This window comes from Flavobacteriales bacterium (assembly GCA_016704485.1).
GTDB lineage: Bacteria > Bacteroidota > Bacteroidia > Flavobacteriales_F > PHOS-HE28 > PHOS-HE28.
In genome coordinates this window covers 756,251-773,236 of record JADJAA010000002.1, presented here as the reverse complement: position 1 = coordinate 773,236, position 16,986 = coordinate 756,251, and the positions used below count along the sequence as shown (strand labels likewise).

Here is a 16,986-nt window from a genome sequence, read left to right as displayed (position 1 = left end):
TCAGCGTGCGATCTGCAAAGCCTGTGTGCGTACCCACTCGTCGGTGATCACTTTTACCATGTACTGTCCAGCGGACAAACCGGATAGATCCAGTATATTGGTTGAACCAGCTTTTTGATTGATCCGTTGCTCGGCTACCGTGCGGCCTTGCATGTCGATCACGTTCACATAGGCAGAGTTTTGAACTGAAGCACCTATGTTGATCGTGAGTGATCCATTGGTCGGATTCGGGAACATCGTGAACCCTGTGGAAGCGGTTTCTTCGATGCCAACTGCACCGCAACCCACGTGCCACCACAACTCTGTCGCACCAGCTGCTCCATCACCACAGGATCCACTTCCATCGGATTGGATCCGCATGGTGATCGTGTTCGCAGCATTCTGCGAATTCAGCGCAAACCCGGTAAAACTTCCGCCGTTCGTGCCCTGATAGAGTACTGCTGAGTTCTCGTCCGGTCCATTGTAGAACACGATCCGATCACCGGGTAATAGTTGGCCACTGATGAATGTGATCGTGGTTTGAACGTTCTGCTCGGACTTGAACGTGTACCAGCGATCTTCATCATTGCCAAGGCAATAATTGTACTGATCGAATCCGCAGCTAACAATGATGCAATCAGAACTAGGCACACTGAGGGTATCACTGCGGTATACGCATCCGGGTTCGTCCAATGAAACGATCTCGAACACCGCATCCGTATTCTGGCCGTAGGGACCGAAGTTGTAAACCGCCGATGAATTCACCGTACTGATCTCATCGGTGATGGTATTTGTGATCTGAAGCCCTTCTGCAGGAGGAGTGGTCGTAACGATCACCTCTGTGGTGAATGAACGCGAGAAGCAATCCGTAAGCAGGTTATAGCTCACACCAGGAGGAACACAACCCTCGCAATAGACCTGCCATTCCCATGGATCGTAGGTCGTGCTACTGGAACAATCTCCAGAGAAATCCGATGACATTTCCATGTACAGGTTGGAACCTGTTGCAGTAACATCTACCGTCTCATAAGGTGCTGTTGTATTCAGAACACCACTGCCATCAGGACCTAAGTTCGACGTCGTATTGCCGTGCATGAAAAGGATTGGTGCCGTATTGTCCGTACCATCATAAATGATCAGGTTGTCCCATGAGTTGGACTCGATGGTACCGCGTAGGAACGTTAGACGTAATGTGCCTGCGGTCGGAAGTTCATAAGCCCATGCCATGGAATCACTCGTCACGTAACAATATGTTTCATTCAATACTGTGGAGCCGCATACCGGTAGTGGGCAAACGGGGTTCACACGCACACCGCTTGATACATTGCAGAGGTCGTTCAATTCGTTTACCAGAACCACTTCGACTGGGTTTCCAGATACGAATGGTCCAACGGTGTATGTACCAGGTGCAGTGATCGTAACCGTTGGAGCACCGCCGGTATTGGTCACATCAATGGATGGGTCCGTACCCATGGTGGTGACCGTAACCTCCATGACGTATTGGAAATTAATACAGTCCTGCACCAGGTCGAATGAGACAATTGGTGGAGCACAATCCAAGCAGAATACACGCCAGGTCGGAGGGTCTTGTATTCCTGCGGTTGCACAATCGGTGAATCCATTCGCAATGATCTGTAAGGTTAACCGATTGTCCGGATTGGATGAATTGACGAAGAATCCGGTCATATTCGAACCATTGTTGCCACTGTAAAGCAGAGGGGCAGTAATGTCGCCACCATCGTATATATTCACTAGGTCACCCGCGAAAACGGTACCGGAGTCAAAGAAGATGGCCAGCGGCAATGTCCCGGTTCCATCGTAGTAGTACCGTGAATCCGTATTGTTCGCGTAGCAAAGTTGCTCACCGAGTTCTGAGCCACAATCGATCAGTACAGGACATGTTCCGGTATCCGTAATGTCCCCCAGTTCAATGTCACAAAGTGAATTGGTTCCGTGGGCAACAATAACATTTACGGTATCGCTGAAGTTGAACGGTCCAATGGATTCTGTTCCTACGCCGACACCGGTTACCGTTTGTACAGCACCACCATTCACTGTGTAGTTGATATTCACTGTGCCACCATCACCAGTGCTCGTAACCACAACAGGTACGCTGAACTGGGAGTTGACACAATCATCAGCTGCAGAAAAGCTAACGACCGGGATCGTGCAATCGAGGCAAACAACTTCCCATTCCCAAGAATCATAGGTCGTTGAGCCATTGCACTGGACCGAAGGATCAGAGGACATTTCCATGTAGAGACTGTTACCTGTAGCATAAACTTCAACACCATAGTAGGGCGAGTTCGGGCTAAGCACTGCGCTTCCCACAGGTCCTAAATTCGATGTTAAATTGCCATGCATGAACAACACGGGGGCTGTATTGTCTATGCCGTCATAGATAATTAGGTCATCGTAAGTGTTGCTCTCGATGGTTCCTTGATTGAATCGTAAACGCATTGTGCCTGCACCGCTCGATTGGTAGAACCAGAACTGTGAATCACTTCCCACATAACAATAGGTCTCTACTACTTCAGGTTCACCACAAGCGATGATCAGTGGGCATGAGTTCAGATCCGTGAACACCCCAAGATCCAAGTTGCAGTTCGCATCGTTATCATGGTTCACGGAAAGGCTAACGTTGTCGCCGACAGTGAATGGGCCAAGGTTGGTTATACCCGTGCCAACTCCAGCAGAAGTTTGAGGGGCACCACCATTGACGATATACTCAAGATCCACTGTGGTCGCATCACCTGTGCTGACCACATCCACAGCAATGTTGAACGCATTACCAGGGCAATCATCCGTAACGGTCGCGGTAGCTTGTGGAATCTCACAATTCAAGCAGACAACGGTCCAGTTCCACTCTTCAATACCGAAACTTCCGGTTGCACAGCTGGTGAAAGCACTGGCTAAAAGTGCCATGTGTATGGAACCCGTGGTCGAAACAACGCTCAATCCTGTAAGGTCGAATGTTCCTGTGGCGGTATGGTCGAACAGCACTGGTCCTGTTGCATCAAACCCATCATAGATGGACAATCTATCGTTGAAACTACCCTCGATCGTGCCACTCTGGAAAGTTAGGACCATGGAGCCACCGCCGTTGCCTGTGTATGTCCAATTCACATCGTCATTGTCCGCATAACAATAGTTCTGAGTTATGGAAGGATCACCGCAGACGATATCAATTGCACATTCCGTGAATGGAGCAAGTCCACCAAGGTTGATATTACAATCAGGGTCACTTTCGTGCTGCACCATTACCAAGGGAAGCGAGCCATTGGTGAAAGGTCCCAAGGTTATAATACCTGTACCCACTCCAGCCATGGTCTGAACATTACCAGCATCATCATAAATGACATCCACCGTAGCGCCATCACCAGTGGATGTTATATCCAACACGATCGTGAATGTTCCGGCAGTGCAATCCTCCGTGTAGCTTACAGCAACTTCCGGGAGTTCGCAATTCAGAATACGCTGCACAGAGGTGTTGATGCACGTAGAAGCAGTTGCGCACAGATCATTGACGTTCCAATGCGCGTAGATCGTATCATTCGTTGCGGCAGTTACATCCAACGGCGTTGTACCTTGTGCCAAGACGGGACCATCAAAAGCTCCGGTACGCAGGGTGATGTATGTTGTGCCATCTGCAACGAACTGATAATTACCACCGGTTACCATACCCGCAATTGCAGAATACTCACTCTGAAAATTACAAGTACTGATCACGGTCACTGTTCCATTCGGATTTGGAGTTATCGCGTTTCCGGGGTATTGGCTGGTATTTTGGCAATCGCCTTGTCCAAAGGCTTGACCAACCAAACCAATAGCTCCAAAAAGCAAGGGGATGGCGTAGAGTCTTGTTCGTTTCATTCAGATACAGGTTTGTGAATTGTGGGGGCGTAAAAATAGGGTTTCGTAAGATCGGAATTTCGCTTAATGTGCACGAAGCAGTTTCTGATCAATTCTTTTGGATACCAATAGTCAGTGCTGTTGAGAGCTGAAAAGTTGAGCTAAGGTTCCGTCAAATATAGAGCACGTACAACATCATATGCAGGCTTAGGACGCCCTTCATAGTCGATGATACTCCAGCTTGGGCCGGGCCAACAATCGTTCAGCTGCCATAGCAACGTGCCCATGCAGTGCGGCTGCGCTGCCATATGCGCTTCAATGGCCATACCGTATGCCTTTGCTTGCACGCGTTGGCTGGCTTCTATGAACCCGCCGAGGGTTGTTGGTTTCTCCTCCCCTAGTTCGCGCTCAATGGCCTCCCAAATGGGTTTGTCCGTCTTGTAGCTGCGTTGTAGGCGGTTCACAGCTGGGCTGCCGAGGTAGAGTTCTTTCGGATCGATGTAGTTGGCCAATAACGCACTATCCGGATAGCTCTGGAACCCGTATTCGCTGACGAAACGGCCTACGTTGTTCTTGAACGAAGAGAATGCACTGTCTCCGTGCCAGACGCCCCAGTAGTGGAGGTCGCCTTTTGTGAGACCTTCAGCGTTGCCCCAGTTGCTTAGTGGGGAGGTTGGGGTGTAGTCGGGGCCGTAACCTTTCACAAGACGCTCATGAAAGAAGCTCCAGTTATCTCGCTCGACCCTAAGCGAATCCTTACCACGCAGCGCATATCGTTCCTGCCAGCCCCAATTCCTCCACGCCACATTGAGTTCGTTATTGCCGCACAAGACCGCAACGCATGGATGGCCACCCCAGCGGTCCGTCTGTTCCACTAATTCCTGTTCTGCGTTCTTCCGAAACTCGCGGGTTCCGGGTATCATGTTGCTGAACATGAAATCCTGCCACACCAGGATTCCTGCGGTATCGCAAGCGTCATAGAATGCATCGGGTGGATAAATACCACCTGCCCAAACTCGCACCATGTTCATTCCGGCTCCTTGCATGTGCTGTACTTGTGCCACCCAAGCACTATCGCTGATCTCGGACGGAATGAGGTCCGGCGGAATTAGGTTGCAGCCCTTAGCGAAAACAGCGATATCATCCACCATTATAGTGAAAGCGCGTCCGAAGCTGTCCACCGGTTGATCGAGAGTTACATCGCGGAATCCATATCGTTTAGTGAAAATCGTTTCCAGCTTCCCGTGGATGAAAAGCTCCATCCGCAGATCGTATAAGTTCGGGTGGCCATATCCAGCAGGCCTCCAACGCTTGACCGGCCCCTTATTGACTGAGAAATAGCCTGTCGCAGACCGATGTATGCCTTGGTCGCAGGTCTTGAATTTTCGTGTTGTGATGAAACTGCCGTTCAAGAAAACCTTGAGCACTGCTCGATCGCAGCCATCGGCTATTAGGCTCACGGAAACTAGGATCTCGGAATCCAACTCATGGAAGGTCACACTACCGAATCGCACTTTGTCGCTACCATGCAACTCCACCCCCTGCCAGATCCCACTCGTCACCAATCGCGGGCAAAAGTCCCAGCCGAATTGGTACGCCGCCTTGCGGATGTATGGACTCACGCCGCTCGGGTCATTGTCGTGCGGCAATTGGATACCATACGCATCGCGCAGTTTTGCTCCTTCCTTGATCGGGCTAAGGAAGATCACTTTCAATTCATTGTCGCCGGGCTTGAGAAGGGCTTTTACATCCCATTCCCAAGTCCGGAACATGTTGTCCGCCTTTCCGATTAGCGTATCGTTGAGGTAGACCTCCGCGAAAGTGTCCAAGCCTTTGAATACCAGATCGAGATGGCCGTGTTTTAGCAGAGTGTCGGTAGCGATGATGGTGCGTTTATAGATCCACGCTTCGTTCTCGATCCATTGCACGCTATCCATGTTATTGCCTAGATACGGATCGGGTATCAAACCATTGCGTAGCAGATCGGTATGGACCACACCCGGCACTTCAGCAGGATACCATTGCTCCTTCCCTACTTGGCAAAAGCTCCAACCATCATGCAAGGGGATGTGTACTTCCTGTGCACGGGCTTGTGCGACGGTCATCCAACAACCGAAAACCAACGCCAACCACTTCATCGCAATCCCGCTTTTACTAAGGTATTCAGCACACCTTCGATCTTGGCTATGTCTGGATCTATTCCGAATTGATCTCCGCCGCCAAGACTTGATAATGCAACTCCTTCGGATCGAAAAGCAACCTTTCGCTGCGCTGAAAAATGAACTTCTTGAGCACCTGTCCGCTCTACTAATTCGACCACATTCTGGCCGTTGATCCCGGCTGCCAAGGCAATTTCACAGTTCCCATTCGTCGCATTCATGATGGCTTTGATCACATCGACCCCATCCATTGCACGAAATGAACCGCCCGATGTAAGTATGCGGTGTATCCCCAGTTCCACACATTGTTCACCAAGTCTTACCGGGTCGCGAGCACGATCAATGGCACGATGAAAGGTGATCCGGCTTTCAGGTGCAGTTCGCTGTACTGCTTGCATAAGTTGAATGTCCATGAGCCCTTCGGCGGTCAGCGCGCCAGTTACAAGATCCAATGCTCCACCGCCGAAAACCTCGCAGTCCACGAGCAGCGTATTTGCTTCGGGTGGCGCTAGTACGAATCCTTCAGGGCTTGGTCGGACCAATATCCGCACGGCTATATCCAAGGTGCTCCTGACAGTGTCGACAAAACCGGAGCTCGGGGTCAAGCCACCACAGGCGAGCCAAGAGCATAACTCCACACTATCGCATCCCAATTCCGCCGCAGCCTTTGCTTCGGCATAGCTCGTTGCACAAATTTCCACCTTCACGGCCATGGCCCCAAACTTAGGCCGATCATGCAATCGTTGGTTCATGGATCGGTTCAAGAATGAGATGCTTGCCTCCAGTTCACCTCTACACCATAAGCCTAGCCATATCCTAGGACTGCTCCGCGTATCTTCGCGCCTTTATTAGCCGCCTAATTCAATTTCCCCTTTTTGCGGCATACCCATGGATTTTCGAAAACTCGGCATTAGTGAGGACCTGGTCAACGGCCTCGATCATATGAACATTAGGAAGCCTACTCCCATTCAGGAGCAGGCCATACCAGCGGTCTTGGAAGGGCGCGACCTTATCGCTTGCGCGCAGACAGGGACCGGTAAAACAGCTGCGTTCCTTTTGCCAATAATTGACGTGATCACGGGGTACAAGCCTAAGGAGGAAGGTTCCATCCGCGGACTTATCGTAGTGCCAACCCGAGAGCTGGCGTTGCAGATCGATCAGCAGTTACAGGCCATTGCTTATTTCACACCGATAACCTCCGTACCTGTATACGGTGGTAGTGATGGGTCTACCTTCGATCAGCAGAAACTTGCATTGACCAGCGGCGTTGAGGTCGTAGTTGCAACACCCGGCAAGCTCCTAAGCCATTTGAATTTGGGGTATGTGCCTTTGAAAGGACTGGAGTTCCTGATCATGGATGAGGCTGACCGAATGATGGATATGGGTTTCGTGGATGATATCCGGAAGATCATCACCTTCATACCCAAGGATCGGCAAACACTTATGTTCAGCGCTACCATGGCGCCGGCGATCCGTGAGTTGAGCAAACAGGTGTTACATGATCCGGTAGAGATATCGATCTCCTTGAGCAAACCCGCAGAAGGCGTAAAACAAGAGGCGTATGTGATCTTCGATATGCAGAAAGCGCAGATCCTGGAACACGTATTGAATACCAGTGAAGGCACGACCATTGTGGTGTTCGCAGGCCGCAAGGTCGAAGTACGCAACCTTGCTCGGCATTTGAAGAAAAAAGGATTCAACGCTGCAGAAATGCATAGCGATCTCGGTCAAGAGGAACGCGAATCCGTCATGCTCGATTTTCGCAATAGGAAACTGAGGATCCTGGTCGCAACCGATGTGGTCAGTCGCGGTATCGACATTGATGACATTGATATGGTGATCAATTACGATGTACCCCGTGATCCAGAGGATTACGTGCATCGCGTAGGTCGTACTGCGCGTGCTTCAAAAAAGGGGCAGGCCATTACATTCGTGAATGAAAAGCAAATGCGCGAATTCGGCCGGATCGAAAGCTTGATCGGCTATGAAGTTGCCAAAATGCCCATCCCGGAAGGAATTGCTAGAGGTCCAGCTTATGACCCCAAAGCGCGCGTTGCCAGTGATCGCGGTGGTAATGGAGGCGGCCGTGGTAAAGGCCGTAGCGGTGGTGGTGGCAATAGACGACGATAGTCGGATATGAACATCTCTTGGTTCTTGGTACAAACCAAAAGCGGCAGACCATCTTTCGATGACCTGCCGCTTTTCAATTTAAGAAGCCTCGAACTAGCGACGGCTCGGGCCGAACTTGTCCTTGTTTGCGGCCAGAACAGCCATTACATCAAATGCTTCCGCAGCTTTGCCCTTACGAACGATGGTAATTGTCTCGATCACATCGTTTCCAGCAATGGTGTTCACTACATCCATTCCTTCAGTCACATAACCGAACACGGTGTGCTTGCCATCCAACCAATCCGTTGCCTTGTGTGTGATGAAGAATTGACTGCCGTTCGTTGCTGGACCAGCATTGGCCATGCTTAATGTACCGCCGCGTGAATGCTTAAGGTCCGGGTGGATCTCATCTGCAAAAGCATAGCCAGGGCCACCAGATCCCGTACCATTCGGATCTCCACCTTGGATCATGAAATCAGGGATCACGCGGTGGAATTTCAAACCATCGTAGTATGGAACGCCTTCTCCTTTTGCGGTGTTCTTCACTTTTCCTTCTGCCAGACCTACGAAATTAGCCACCGTCATGGGTGCCTTCTCGAATTCCAGCTTGATCACGATGAGACCCTTATTGGTCTTGATGTTGGCGAATAGCCCTTCTGAATTTTCCACGGGTTTATCTTGGTTTAGTTCGGTTTGTGTTGCAACAAGGGTATTACCGTCCTCCTTTGAAGCGGTACCGCATGATGTTAATGAAAGGCCCATCAGGGCTGAAATTGCAATGGTCGAAAGCATGGTCATTGGGTTATTTTCGGGGTGTAAATGTAAGGTTGTGATCCGTTCTCATTGGATCATAGTTTTTAGATGCAGCGTTTAGGCTTATTCCAGCATTACGTCCTCCATTGCTTCCAGCTTATCCTCAGTGAATTCGCCTTGGGTGCGATGAATGATCTTGCCGGTTGCATCCAAAACGAAGAAGTATGGAATTCCCTTGTCCTTAAGATCAAGAGCTGCGCTCAATGGTTCGATCTCAGCTTTGGAAAAGAGCACGTGATCCACGATCTCCGGATCCGCGTTCTCGCGGAAGTTCTTCATCACAGCTTCATACGCTGACTTATTCGCACCTACGAAAAGCGGTACGAAGTAGATATCGGCATCGTAGGCACCCGCCATAAGCCCGTATTTCGCAATGAACCGCATGTAGGCCGGTTCGTACCAACCTTCCATTACCGGTGATGCTTTTTGGCTGTAAGCCAATCCTATGATGGTATATGGTTTCGCATCCGACTTTGGGAGTATGATGGTGACGCCATCTGCTGTTTCGCCCGTCAGGGCCGGAAAATTCTGCGCTACAAGGTGATGAGACGAGATCAGCAGAGTAGCTATGAGAAGATGTTTATACATGGCAAGGCAAACTAGGTTGTAGCGGCATAAGCAATGTTCGTACCATTCGATCCGGGATCACCTGACCCCATTCTCCGGATTCTTGCCTTTATGCGGACGGAACCAGTCTTTCATGCGTTCTATATCACCCGATACATCATCCGTCAACGGGAATGGTTCGCTAAGGATCGCTAATTTCTGTGCATAATCGAACGTGCACAGAACAATTGGCACGTTAGCCATTGTTGCAATACGATGGAACCCCGTTTTCCAATCAGGTTGGTATTTGCGCGTGCCTTCCGGGGTAATGGTGATCTTCGTTAGCTCACCACTTTTGAACATCGCTACAATACTTTCCACCAGATATGCGCTTTTCGAACGATTGACCGGATAACCACCCATGGCTCTGAAGAACCAACCTAAAGGTGGCTTAAAGAGTGATGCCTTGGCCAGGAATTTTACATCTTTCATATTGGCCAAACTCCGAACACAAACGCCCACCCAAAAATCCCAATTACTCGTGTGTGGCGCTACTACCACAATGTAGCTCGGCAGCTCCGCAGGGCGGTCATCCTGGATCCTCCAACCGAAAACCGTTTGAAAGAAGAAGCGGTAAACGAATTTCATGTGGATGCGAAGTTCGTGGTTCTCTTGGATCCTAATACCATTTCACATTCCGGAAGGATAAAACGAATAAGGATGAACGAAAGCAGGGGCTCTATCGGAGCCCCTGCAAACTTGGTCATACTCAACGAAGAGTCGTTATCTACGCACTATGGCAGCTGTTCAATTCTAGTGTTCGTGGGAACAATTCCACCAATGTTCTGAAGAATGATGTCACGGTCGTTGTTCGTACCGGTATAGCGCACTTCACCGTTCATGTTCACATCCTCGGGTGCGTATCCGGCCACCGTGTTCGTCGGTACCGCTCCTCCGATCTCCAGGAGGATCCTATCGCGATCATTTCCGGTATTCGTGTATTGCAATACACCATTGAATGTCACGTCGCCGGCCCAAAGAACCACTTTGCCACCTACGCTCTTTCGTGCTTCGGTGCCATATACACCAGTTGCTGAATTAGTAAAGTCAATGGTCGCAGCCGAACTGGACAAAGCAATAGCCGGTGTGGCCATTACGCCTAAGTGATTACGATGTCGTACCGCAACGAAATAGCTTCCTGTAGCAACGTTCATTGTAATGTCTGAAGTGCCATTCAGGTCCACCACATCGCCATCACGCTGCACAAGTGCTGCTCTGCTGGCAACTACAGTGCTGCTATTCCCAGCGCTACGAAGTTCGATCACGACCCAATCAACTATCGCATCGGGACCTGTAACATTTCTGACCGCTGGTGCAATTGTTTCACCTCCGCCTCCAATGAACGGGTAGCCAGAATAGGGTTGTACCAAAGGCAGTAGACCAGCAGCACGAATGTCATCATTCATAAAGCCAGAACCTGAATCATAAGGCCCTTCCAAGAACATGTTGATCGCCAATTGAACGCCGGATGCACTATTCAAGGTGGGGATCAAACACCAGCTATTCAATGTTCCTTGATCCTGCGTTGCCACATCCTGAATGCTCAAAGTCCAGTTCCCTTGTATCACTTCGCCATTGAATGCGCTCAATGCATTTTCCGGTATTACGAACAGCGCTGTCATTGGGCATGTAACTCCCACTGCCCCATTTGCACCGGTATCATCGAATTCAACGGTCATGTTGTCGTTATTGCCACATTTTGCATTTGCAATAAGACCAACGGTCGTACCGGTTGGTGATGCCAGCGTAAGTCGAAGATCGCCGGTATAGGTGTGTGACAGGTTCACGTATACATTAAGGTCGGCAATAGTGGCTCCACCGTGAGATGGTACCACGATCGTATTCGTTACCGTGGTGTTATCCACAATGGCTGTAGTAGCAGTGCTGTTGAATTGACATCCTGCTCCTGGAGAATTGCACTCACCTACCACATTACTTAGTGTAATGTCGCATTCCGAATATTGATCGTGGCGCACATAAACGATCACCGGAGATCCACTCGCATATGGCCCGTATGGTCCGAAGGTTCCCGAAGAACTGGTCGTTGCCACGGTCACAGGAGCATTTCCTCCAGCACCATCGCTATCAATTTGAATGTTCACTGAGTTTGCATCACCTAATGCCGTGAGGTTCACATTCACTTCGAACTGGGTCGTGCTCACACAACTGGGAGTTGCAGTTGCGGTAGCTGGTGTACAGAGCGAGGTTGGTATGGAGAAACGATAAATGCGTGTGCCCCAAGCGGTTGACGTGTTATAGCAACCCGTGCCCCAAAAGGATCCGTTGGCTGGATCAGTATCAAGTGAGAAATAGTCTCCCCAACGATTGGATGAATTCGGGCTGGTACCAGCAATAATGCTGGTTTCAGCAAGTGTCATTTGGCCAAGAGGATCACTTGCATTTCGGCCTGTATAACGTAACGATGGATAGGTGGTGGAACTGGAAACGCTGTAAGCGAGTCCAATGTCACCCAAACTATTCATGCTGATGGCGGCCATCCAGCGGCTATCGGTTCCCGGAGCATAAGTACCTTCTTGATACACGGTCCATGGCTGGGTGGGGCCACCGACCCGTCTCAATTCATACCAACGTATTCCTGCACGATCGTTCCCGTTCACATCGGTTACATGGTTGCATACAATGGATTCGTGGGTACCGAAATTGCGATACTGTGCACGGTTCATGATCACTTCGCGCAAGGGATCCAGGTTCGTATTGGAACCCGGTTGGTCTATGCATGAAAATGATGTAAACCCACAGAGCTCCGTATCGAAGTCTGAAACGTTCAGATAGGTCGGGTTCGACAATACTGAATTCGCAGGTGTAGTGAAATCAACAGTCAAGGTCCAGATCTCAAGACGATCAGTGCTAACACCTGACCAGCCATCGTCGGCCATGCGCATTAACATGGCAGGCGCTCCGGCAGGAGGCGGTGTGGTACCGTCGAATGTGACCGGTGTGGTGGCTTGAAAGCTGATCGTGGCATAGTCTGCTGTAGTAAATCGTTGGGAGGTTGCTGTTCCATCGCCGACCAACATTTTAGTGCGATCCAAAGCATACAGCGCACAGCTACTCTCATTGGTAGTGATCATATACATACCATTCCACACGCTATACTTCGGATAGTCCGGAAAACTGGGAGTAGTAAAATCGTATGAATACCACGTACCTGTAGGATCCGGCGTTGTCGAGATCGCAACATAGAGGTGGTTCCCACTGGCACCGAATTCGCTCATCAACCATCTATCCGCTAGCTGATCATACAGTACTACCGGGTCTCCAAGACCGCCAGCCGTGCTGAAGAAATTGTCGTAATAGACCCGAGCTCCCAATGATGTTCCGGCTTTATTGAAGATCTGGAAATAAGCACCTGAACCACCATTCATCATTTGAATAACACTGCCGTCCGGAACAATAGAACGGACCGGATAATTTTGCACTGCTAAAATAGGAAAGGGACCCCTGATTGCGTCGCGGATCCCTTTCCATAATTAATGGTACCATGGGCAAAATTAAGGCAAAGGCTGGAACTCCGGTTTACGGACAGCTGTTATCGCTTATCAACCGAAAAGACTTCCATAATGCGGTAGTTGAAACCGGTGCAGACTTCGCTGTAAAGAAGCTCAATACATGGACCTTGATGGGGTCTATGATTTTTGCCGTGTTGCAAAGAACTTCAGGGCTTCGCGAACTCACCAGTGGTTTAGCGGGTTATAGCGAAGGTCTGAAACACTTGGGGTTTACTCACCTGCCCAAACGCAGCACCGTAAGCGATGCGAATAAGAAGCGGCCACCAGAGTTGTTCGCTAGGGTTTTTGCGGACATATACCGCCGATATAGACACTATTTATCGGACAGCAGTTTGCCAAAGAACGAACGTTGGCTACGTAATTTGTTCTTGGTAGACTCAACCACAATTACACTTTTCAAAGAGATCATGAAGGCTTGTGGGCGCACTCCTGCCGACGGAAAACGCAAGGGCGGGGTGAAGGTCCACATGGGTATGCACCTTACTGAAGAAGTGCCATCTCTGATTCGGATTACCAAAGCGGCCACCAACGACAAGCAGTTCATGCCTGAGTTCAAGAACATGGCCAAGGGAACCATATTGGTGTTCGACAAGGCGTACATGAACTACCCTTTGTATAGGCACTGGGGTAAGACCGGGGTGCATTTTGTTACGCGCCTAAACCTGCGAAGCACGGTGCAAATACTTCGCGATCGCACGGTAAGCGCAAGCGCCAAGAAGGCTGGAGTACTCAAAGACCAATGGGTTCTGCTGGGCCACGAAGGCGAACTCAACCCTATACTGTTGCGCTTGATAACCTACTACGACCAGACCTTCAAACGCACCTTGCAATTCATTACCAACATGGGTAAAATGGGACCGGTGAACGTAGCCCAAGCCTATAAACAGCGGTGGCAAATTGAGATACTATTCAAGCGTCTCAAGCAGAACCTGAAGTTTACCGACTTCCTAGGTGACAATGAGAACGCGATCCGGATCCAGATCTGGTGCGCCTTGATCGCGGATCTATTGGTAACGATCAAGCGCAAATTATTCTCCTTCAAGATCCAGCCAGCATATTCAACGATGGTGGGCCTAGTGCGATTGCATTTAATGCGTTATGTGATCTAAAGGAATTGTTGCTGAGCCCTGATGATCCTACACTTTTCGGATCGCCACCAACTCAACAACTTACGTTTTTTAACTTCGGACCACCCTAACTTTAGTGTCCAGCAGACCAGTTCAACAAAACCAGGTCTTCCAGAACGTCAATCTGCCGAGCTAGGATTGTTCCGGACGGCAGTGATTTGAATAACATGGTTCGGACCAACGTCCAGGCATGGATCTGCTGGACTTACTCCGGTATTGGTCATTCCATTGAAGGAAAGGTCCAGCGCACGGTCATTATTGGACTTCGCTCCATTTCTATTCTGAAGTATTGGGTCAAGACCAAGAGGCATTGCATTCGGGTTGGTCTTTTCGTGTAGTCCCTTGTTCTCTATTTCTTCGTGTTCAACCAGGACGCCATCATGATTCCGGACTACGGTATTCACGAATTCCTGTCGTGGGTCCCAATCCCGATATGCATGGGTCTCACCGTGAAAGGTCATTGGGACGACTACAGCATTATGGAGGTCAACTCTTTTCTGCGCAAAGGAGGGGAATACAAGCATTAAGCCCATTAAAAGGCTAACGTATTTCAACATGTTCAATTGGTACTGGTTACTGAAAAATTCGTGCAAATATTAAGGAATTGAGGCCAAGAAGTACAGTTTATTGTTCGGGAGTCTATTGTTCCTAAGCCACAAACTCTAATTATCGCCCACGTTGATGGTCGTAAGGAAAGGGCTAGCTGACATTTGCGAAACGTGAGATCATCAATTGAAATTCGGATCTTAACAATGAGATGTTCATATTTGTCGACCGGATCATATTGGTCAACCAAAGCCTCAGACCTAAAGCTTCAATTATATCACCTAAATGCCGCTTGCCGACCTCCGCTATTCAGCACCTGTATTGGTGAAGCGAACCTCCGTGCCCACTTCACCGTATGAAGCCGCTATGCAGAGACTTCGGTTCGCGGTGCTTGATGTTGAAACTACCAGTGGTAATCCCATTGAAGGCCGTGTGATGGAGGTTGCAGTGCTGGCACACGATGGAGCGCACGAGCGTCTTCGTTGGGATTCACTCGTGGATCCACGAGCACTTGTTTCTCCTTTTGTTACCAAGCTAACGGGGATCGGATCCAATATGCTCGTGGACGCGCCACCCTTCGTTGACATTGTGCGGACGTTGGAAACATTGACGCAGGATCGGATCATCGTTGCTCACAACGTGCGTTTCGATATGACCGCTTTAACGCATGAATTTGCACGTACCGGCCTCACTTTCGAGCGCCCTACCCTTTGCACTGAGCGTCTTACGCGTAGATTGATCCCTAATTTGGATCGCTATAATCTAGGTAACGTATGTAGGCATTTGGGTGTACCATTCACCGTTTCGCACCGCGCTTTGGTTGATGCTGAAGCCACTGCCGGACTACTCTTGAATTTGATGGACCGTTTCGGTACCGAGGCTATTCTTGATGGCGTTGTACCGTGGAAGCACGCTTTGAGAGCGTGAGATAGGGTCTCAAAGCAACACATTCCGTGCCCACAATACCCACATGATCACGGCGCACAGCGTACCCGCTATTGCGAGCCGGTAACCTAGCCGACTTCTACGCAGACTTGCTGGTGTGTATCGCAAGAAGTGCTTGAAGTGCATTTGCTTACCCCACATTGCGAACAGGATCGCTAATAGACCGATCACAAAAGCCAATGACACAAGGTGCCGCGCAAAAGCCAATGGTATCGATAGCCCCCCAAAAACCAGCGTGACCATGCTCAACGGTAGGTCCTTTGCAACTTGTTTCATCGCTACGAAGCCTGAATAAGGATCTCATGCAAAGCAAGCACTTGCGGGATCACCAGAACCGAGTCGTCATTCATGATCACATGATCAGCGATCGCTTTCCGCTGATCTTCAGTTGCTTGGTTCCGCATGCGCGCCAAAACGGCTTCCTCTCCTACTCCATCTCGGGCCGTGGTGCGTTTGATCCGTAGATCTTTTGGTGCGCATACTAGGATCACCTCATCCAAGTATTTGTGCCCTCCCGTTTCAACTAATAGGGCGGCTTCCATGATCACATAAGGGGCATGTTGCATTGCGGCCCATTCAGCAAATGCCTTTCGGACTGCAGGATGCACTATAGCGTTGAGGTCCTTGAGTGCTTCGGGATCGGAAAAAACGATGGTTGCCAAAGCATTTCGGTCCAAAGAGCCATTCTTGTACACCTCATTTCCGAACCGATCGATCACAGCTGGACGTACTTCTGGATCCGTATTCAACAACGCTTTACCTTCTGTATCAGCCTCGAATACCGGAATACCTAGCACACGAAAGATCTTGCAAACTGTGCTCTTGCCACTTCCTATGCCACCTGTTATGCCAATAGTCCGCATTGTGTGGATCGTGGGTCAACCTTAGAGCACTCGAGTTAATTGAGCAAGCGTTTCAATGATATCTGTAAACTTATCACGGGGCACTACCTACCCTTTCGCAGTAGTCTCATTCAACTGTTGCGTGTTGTCTGAAGCAATGGCGCTTTTCTCGAATCGAAGCTTAACGTTATTGTCCACTTCCAAAAGGATGGTGGTATCGTTCACCTCAAGCACTTTCCCGTGCATGCCACCTATGGTCACCACTTTGCTGCCTTTCGCCAATGACTCCCTGAATTTCTTGGCATCCTTTGCTTTCTTCTGCTGTGGGCGGATCATAAAGAAATAAAAGACCACCATCAGGAGGCCCATCATGATCCAGAATGACATCGGGTTCTGTTCTGGTTCTGCTTGTAGGAGTATGCTTAGGTTCATGTTCTGGTTATTGCTTTTTAATTCTCACGCTTTGACTTCTTGCACC

The 16,986-nt window shown here is 49.7% G+C and carries 14 protein-coding genes; 3 read left to right on the top strand and 11 right to left on the bottom strand.

Features of this window, described 5'->3' with window-relative positions; all coding sequences use genetic code 11:
• From IPF95_14390 to IPF95_14380, 3 genes are all read right to left on the bottom strand, one after another.
• Entirely contained in the window at window positions 1-3,852 is a 3,852-nt protein-coding gene (locus IPF95_14390) for a T9SS type A sorting domain-containing protein (GenBank protein ID MBK6475875.1), read from the bottom strand.
• A 140-nt stretch (window positions 3,853-3,992) separates the two neighbouring features.
• Window positions 3,993-5,969, bottom strand: coding sequence for a hypothetical protein (locus IPF95_14385; protein ID MBK6475874.1), 1,977 nt, complete (start codon window positions 5,967-5,969; stop codon window positions 3,993-3,995).
• A complete protein-coding gene (locus IPF95_14380) occupies window positions 5,966-6,742 on the bottom strand; it encodes a hypothetical protein (protein MBK6475873.1) in 777 nt (258 codons plus the stop codon). Before IPF95_14380 ends, IPF95_14385 begins: the two co-directional genes overlap by 4 nt.
• A gap of 136 nt (window positions 6,743-6,878) precedes the next feature.
• Here IPF95_14380 and IPF95_14375 point away from each other — a divergent pair, with 136 nt between their 5' ends.
• Window positions 6,879-8,120, top strand: a complete 1,242-nt coding sequence (locus IPF95_14375; GenBank protein ID MBK6475872.1) for a DEAD/DEAH box helicase — start codon at window positions 6,879-6,881, stop codon at window positions 8,118-8,120.
• A 93-nt stretch (window positions 8,121-8,213) separates the two neighbouring features.
• Here IPF95_14375 and IPF95_14370 read toward each other — a convergent pair whose 3' ends face one another.
• The 4 genes from IPF95_14370 to IPF95_14355 all read right to left on the bottom strand — a co-directional run bounded on the left by IPF95_14370 (window position 8,214) and on the right by IPF95_14355 (window position 12,958).
• Window positions 8,214-8,891 carry a peptidylprolyl isomerase gene (locus tag IPF95_14370; protein MBK6475871.1) on the bottom strand — a complete coding sequence of 226 codons (678 nt, stop codon included), beginning with the start codon at window positions 8,889-8,891 and terminating at the stop codon, window positions 8,214-8,216.
• 84 nt (window positions 8,892-8,975) lie between these two features.
• On the bottom strand, window positions 8,976-9,500 hold the full coding sequence (locus IPF95_14365) for a hypothetical protein (protein MBK6475870.1): 525 nt from the start codon (window positions 9,498-9,500) through the stop codon (window positions 8,976-8,978).
• Between the two features lie 57 nt (window positions 9,501-9,557).
• Window positions 9,558-10,106: a 1-acyl-sn-glycerol-3-phosphate acyltransferase gene (locus IPF95_14360; protein ID MBK6475869.1), complete on the bottom strand. Its 549-nt coding sequence runs from the start codon at window positions 10,104-10,106 to the stop codon at window positions 9,558-9,560.
• A gap of 146 nt (window positions 10,107-10,252) precedes the next feature.
• Window positions 10,253-12,958, bottom strand: coding sequence for a proprotein convertase P-domain-containing protein (locus tag IPF95_14355; GenBank protein ID MBK6475868.1), 2,706 nt, complete (start codon window positions 12,956-12,958; stop codon window positions 10,253-10,255).
• A 62-nt stretch (window positions 12,959-13,020) separates the two neighbouring features.
• On the opposite strand from IPF95_14355, the gene IPF95_14350 reads away from it, so the two are divergent.
• On the top strand, window positions 13,021-14,157 hold the full coding sequence (locus IPF95_14350) for an IS4 family transposase (GenBank protein MBK6475867.1): 1,137 nt from the start codon (window positions 13,021-13,023) through the stop codon (window positions 14,155-14,157).
• 137 nt (window positions 14,158-14,294) lie between these two features.
• Here the strand turns inward: IPF95_14350 and IPF95_14345 are convergent, their stop codons facing one another.
• Window positions 14,295-14,732: a hypothetical protein gene (locus IPF95_14345; protein ID MBK6475866.1), complete on the bottom strand. Its 438-nt coding sequence runs from the start codon at window positions 14,730-14,732 to the stop codon at window positions 14,295-14,297.
• Between the two features lie 274 nt (window positions 14,733-15,006).
• On the opposite strand from IPF95_14345, the gene IPF95_14340 reads away from it, so the two are divergent.
• Window positions 15,007-15,648 carry a 3'-5' exonuclease gene (locus IPF95_14340; protein ID MBK6475865.1) on the top strand — a complete coding sequence of 214 codons (642 nt, stop codon included), beginning with the start codon at window positions 15,007-15,009 and terminating at the stop codon, window positions 15,646-15,648.
• Between the two features lie 9 nt (window positions 15,649-15,657).
• On the opposite strand, the gene IPF95_14335 is transcribed toward IPF95_14340, so the two are convergent.
• From IPF95_14335 to yajC, 3 genes are all read right to left on the bottom strand, one after another.
• Window positions 15,658-15,942 carry a hypothetical protein gene (locus IPF95_14335; protein ID MBK6475864.1) on the bottom strand — a complete coding sequence of 95 codons (285 nt, stop codon included), beginning with the start codon at window positions 15,940-15,942 and terminating at the stop codon, window positions 15,658-15,660.
• Between the two features lie 2 nt (window positions 15,943-15,944).
• Window positions 15,945-16,529, bottom strand: a complete 585-nt coding sequence (locus IPF95_14330) for a dephospho-CoA kinase (GenBank protein MBK6475863.1) — start codon at window positions 16,527-16,529, stop codon at window positions 15,945-15,947.
• A gap of 87 nt (window positions 16,530-16,616) precedes the next feature.
• Window positions 16,617-16,940: a preprotein translocase subunit YajC gene (gene yajC / locus IPF95_14325; GenBank protein MBK6475862.1), complete on the bottom strand. Its 324-nt coding sequence runs from the start codon at window positions 16,938-16,940 to the stop codon at window positions 16,617-16,619.
• Window positions 16,941-16,986: the final 46 nt, after the last annotated feature.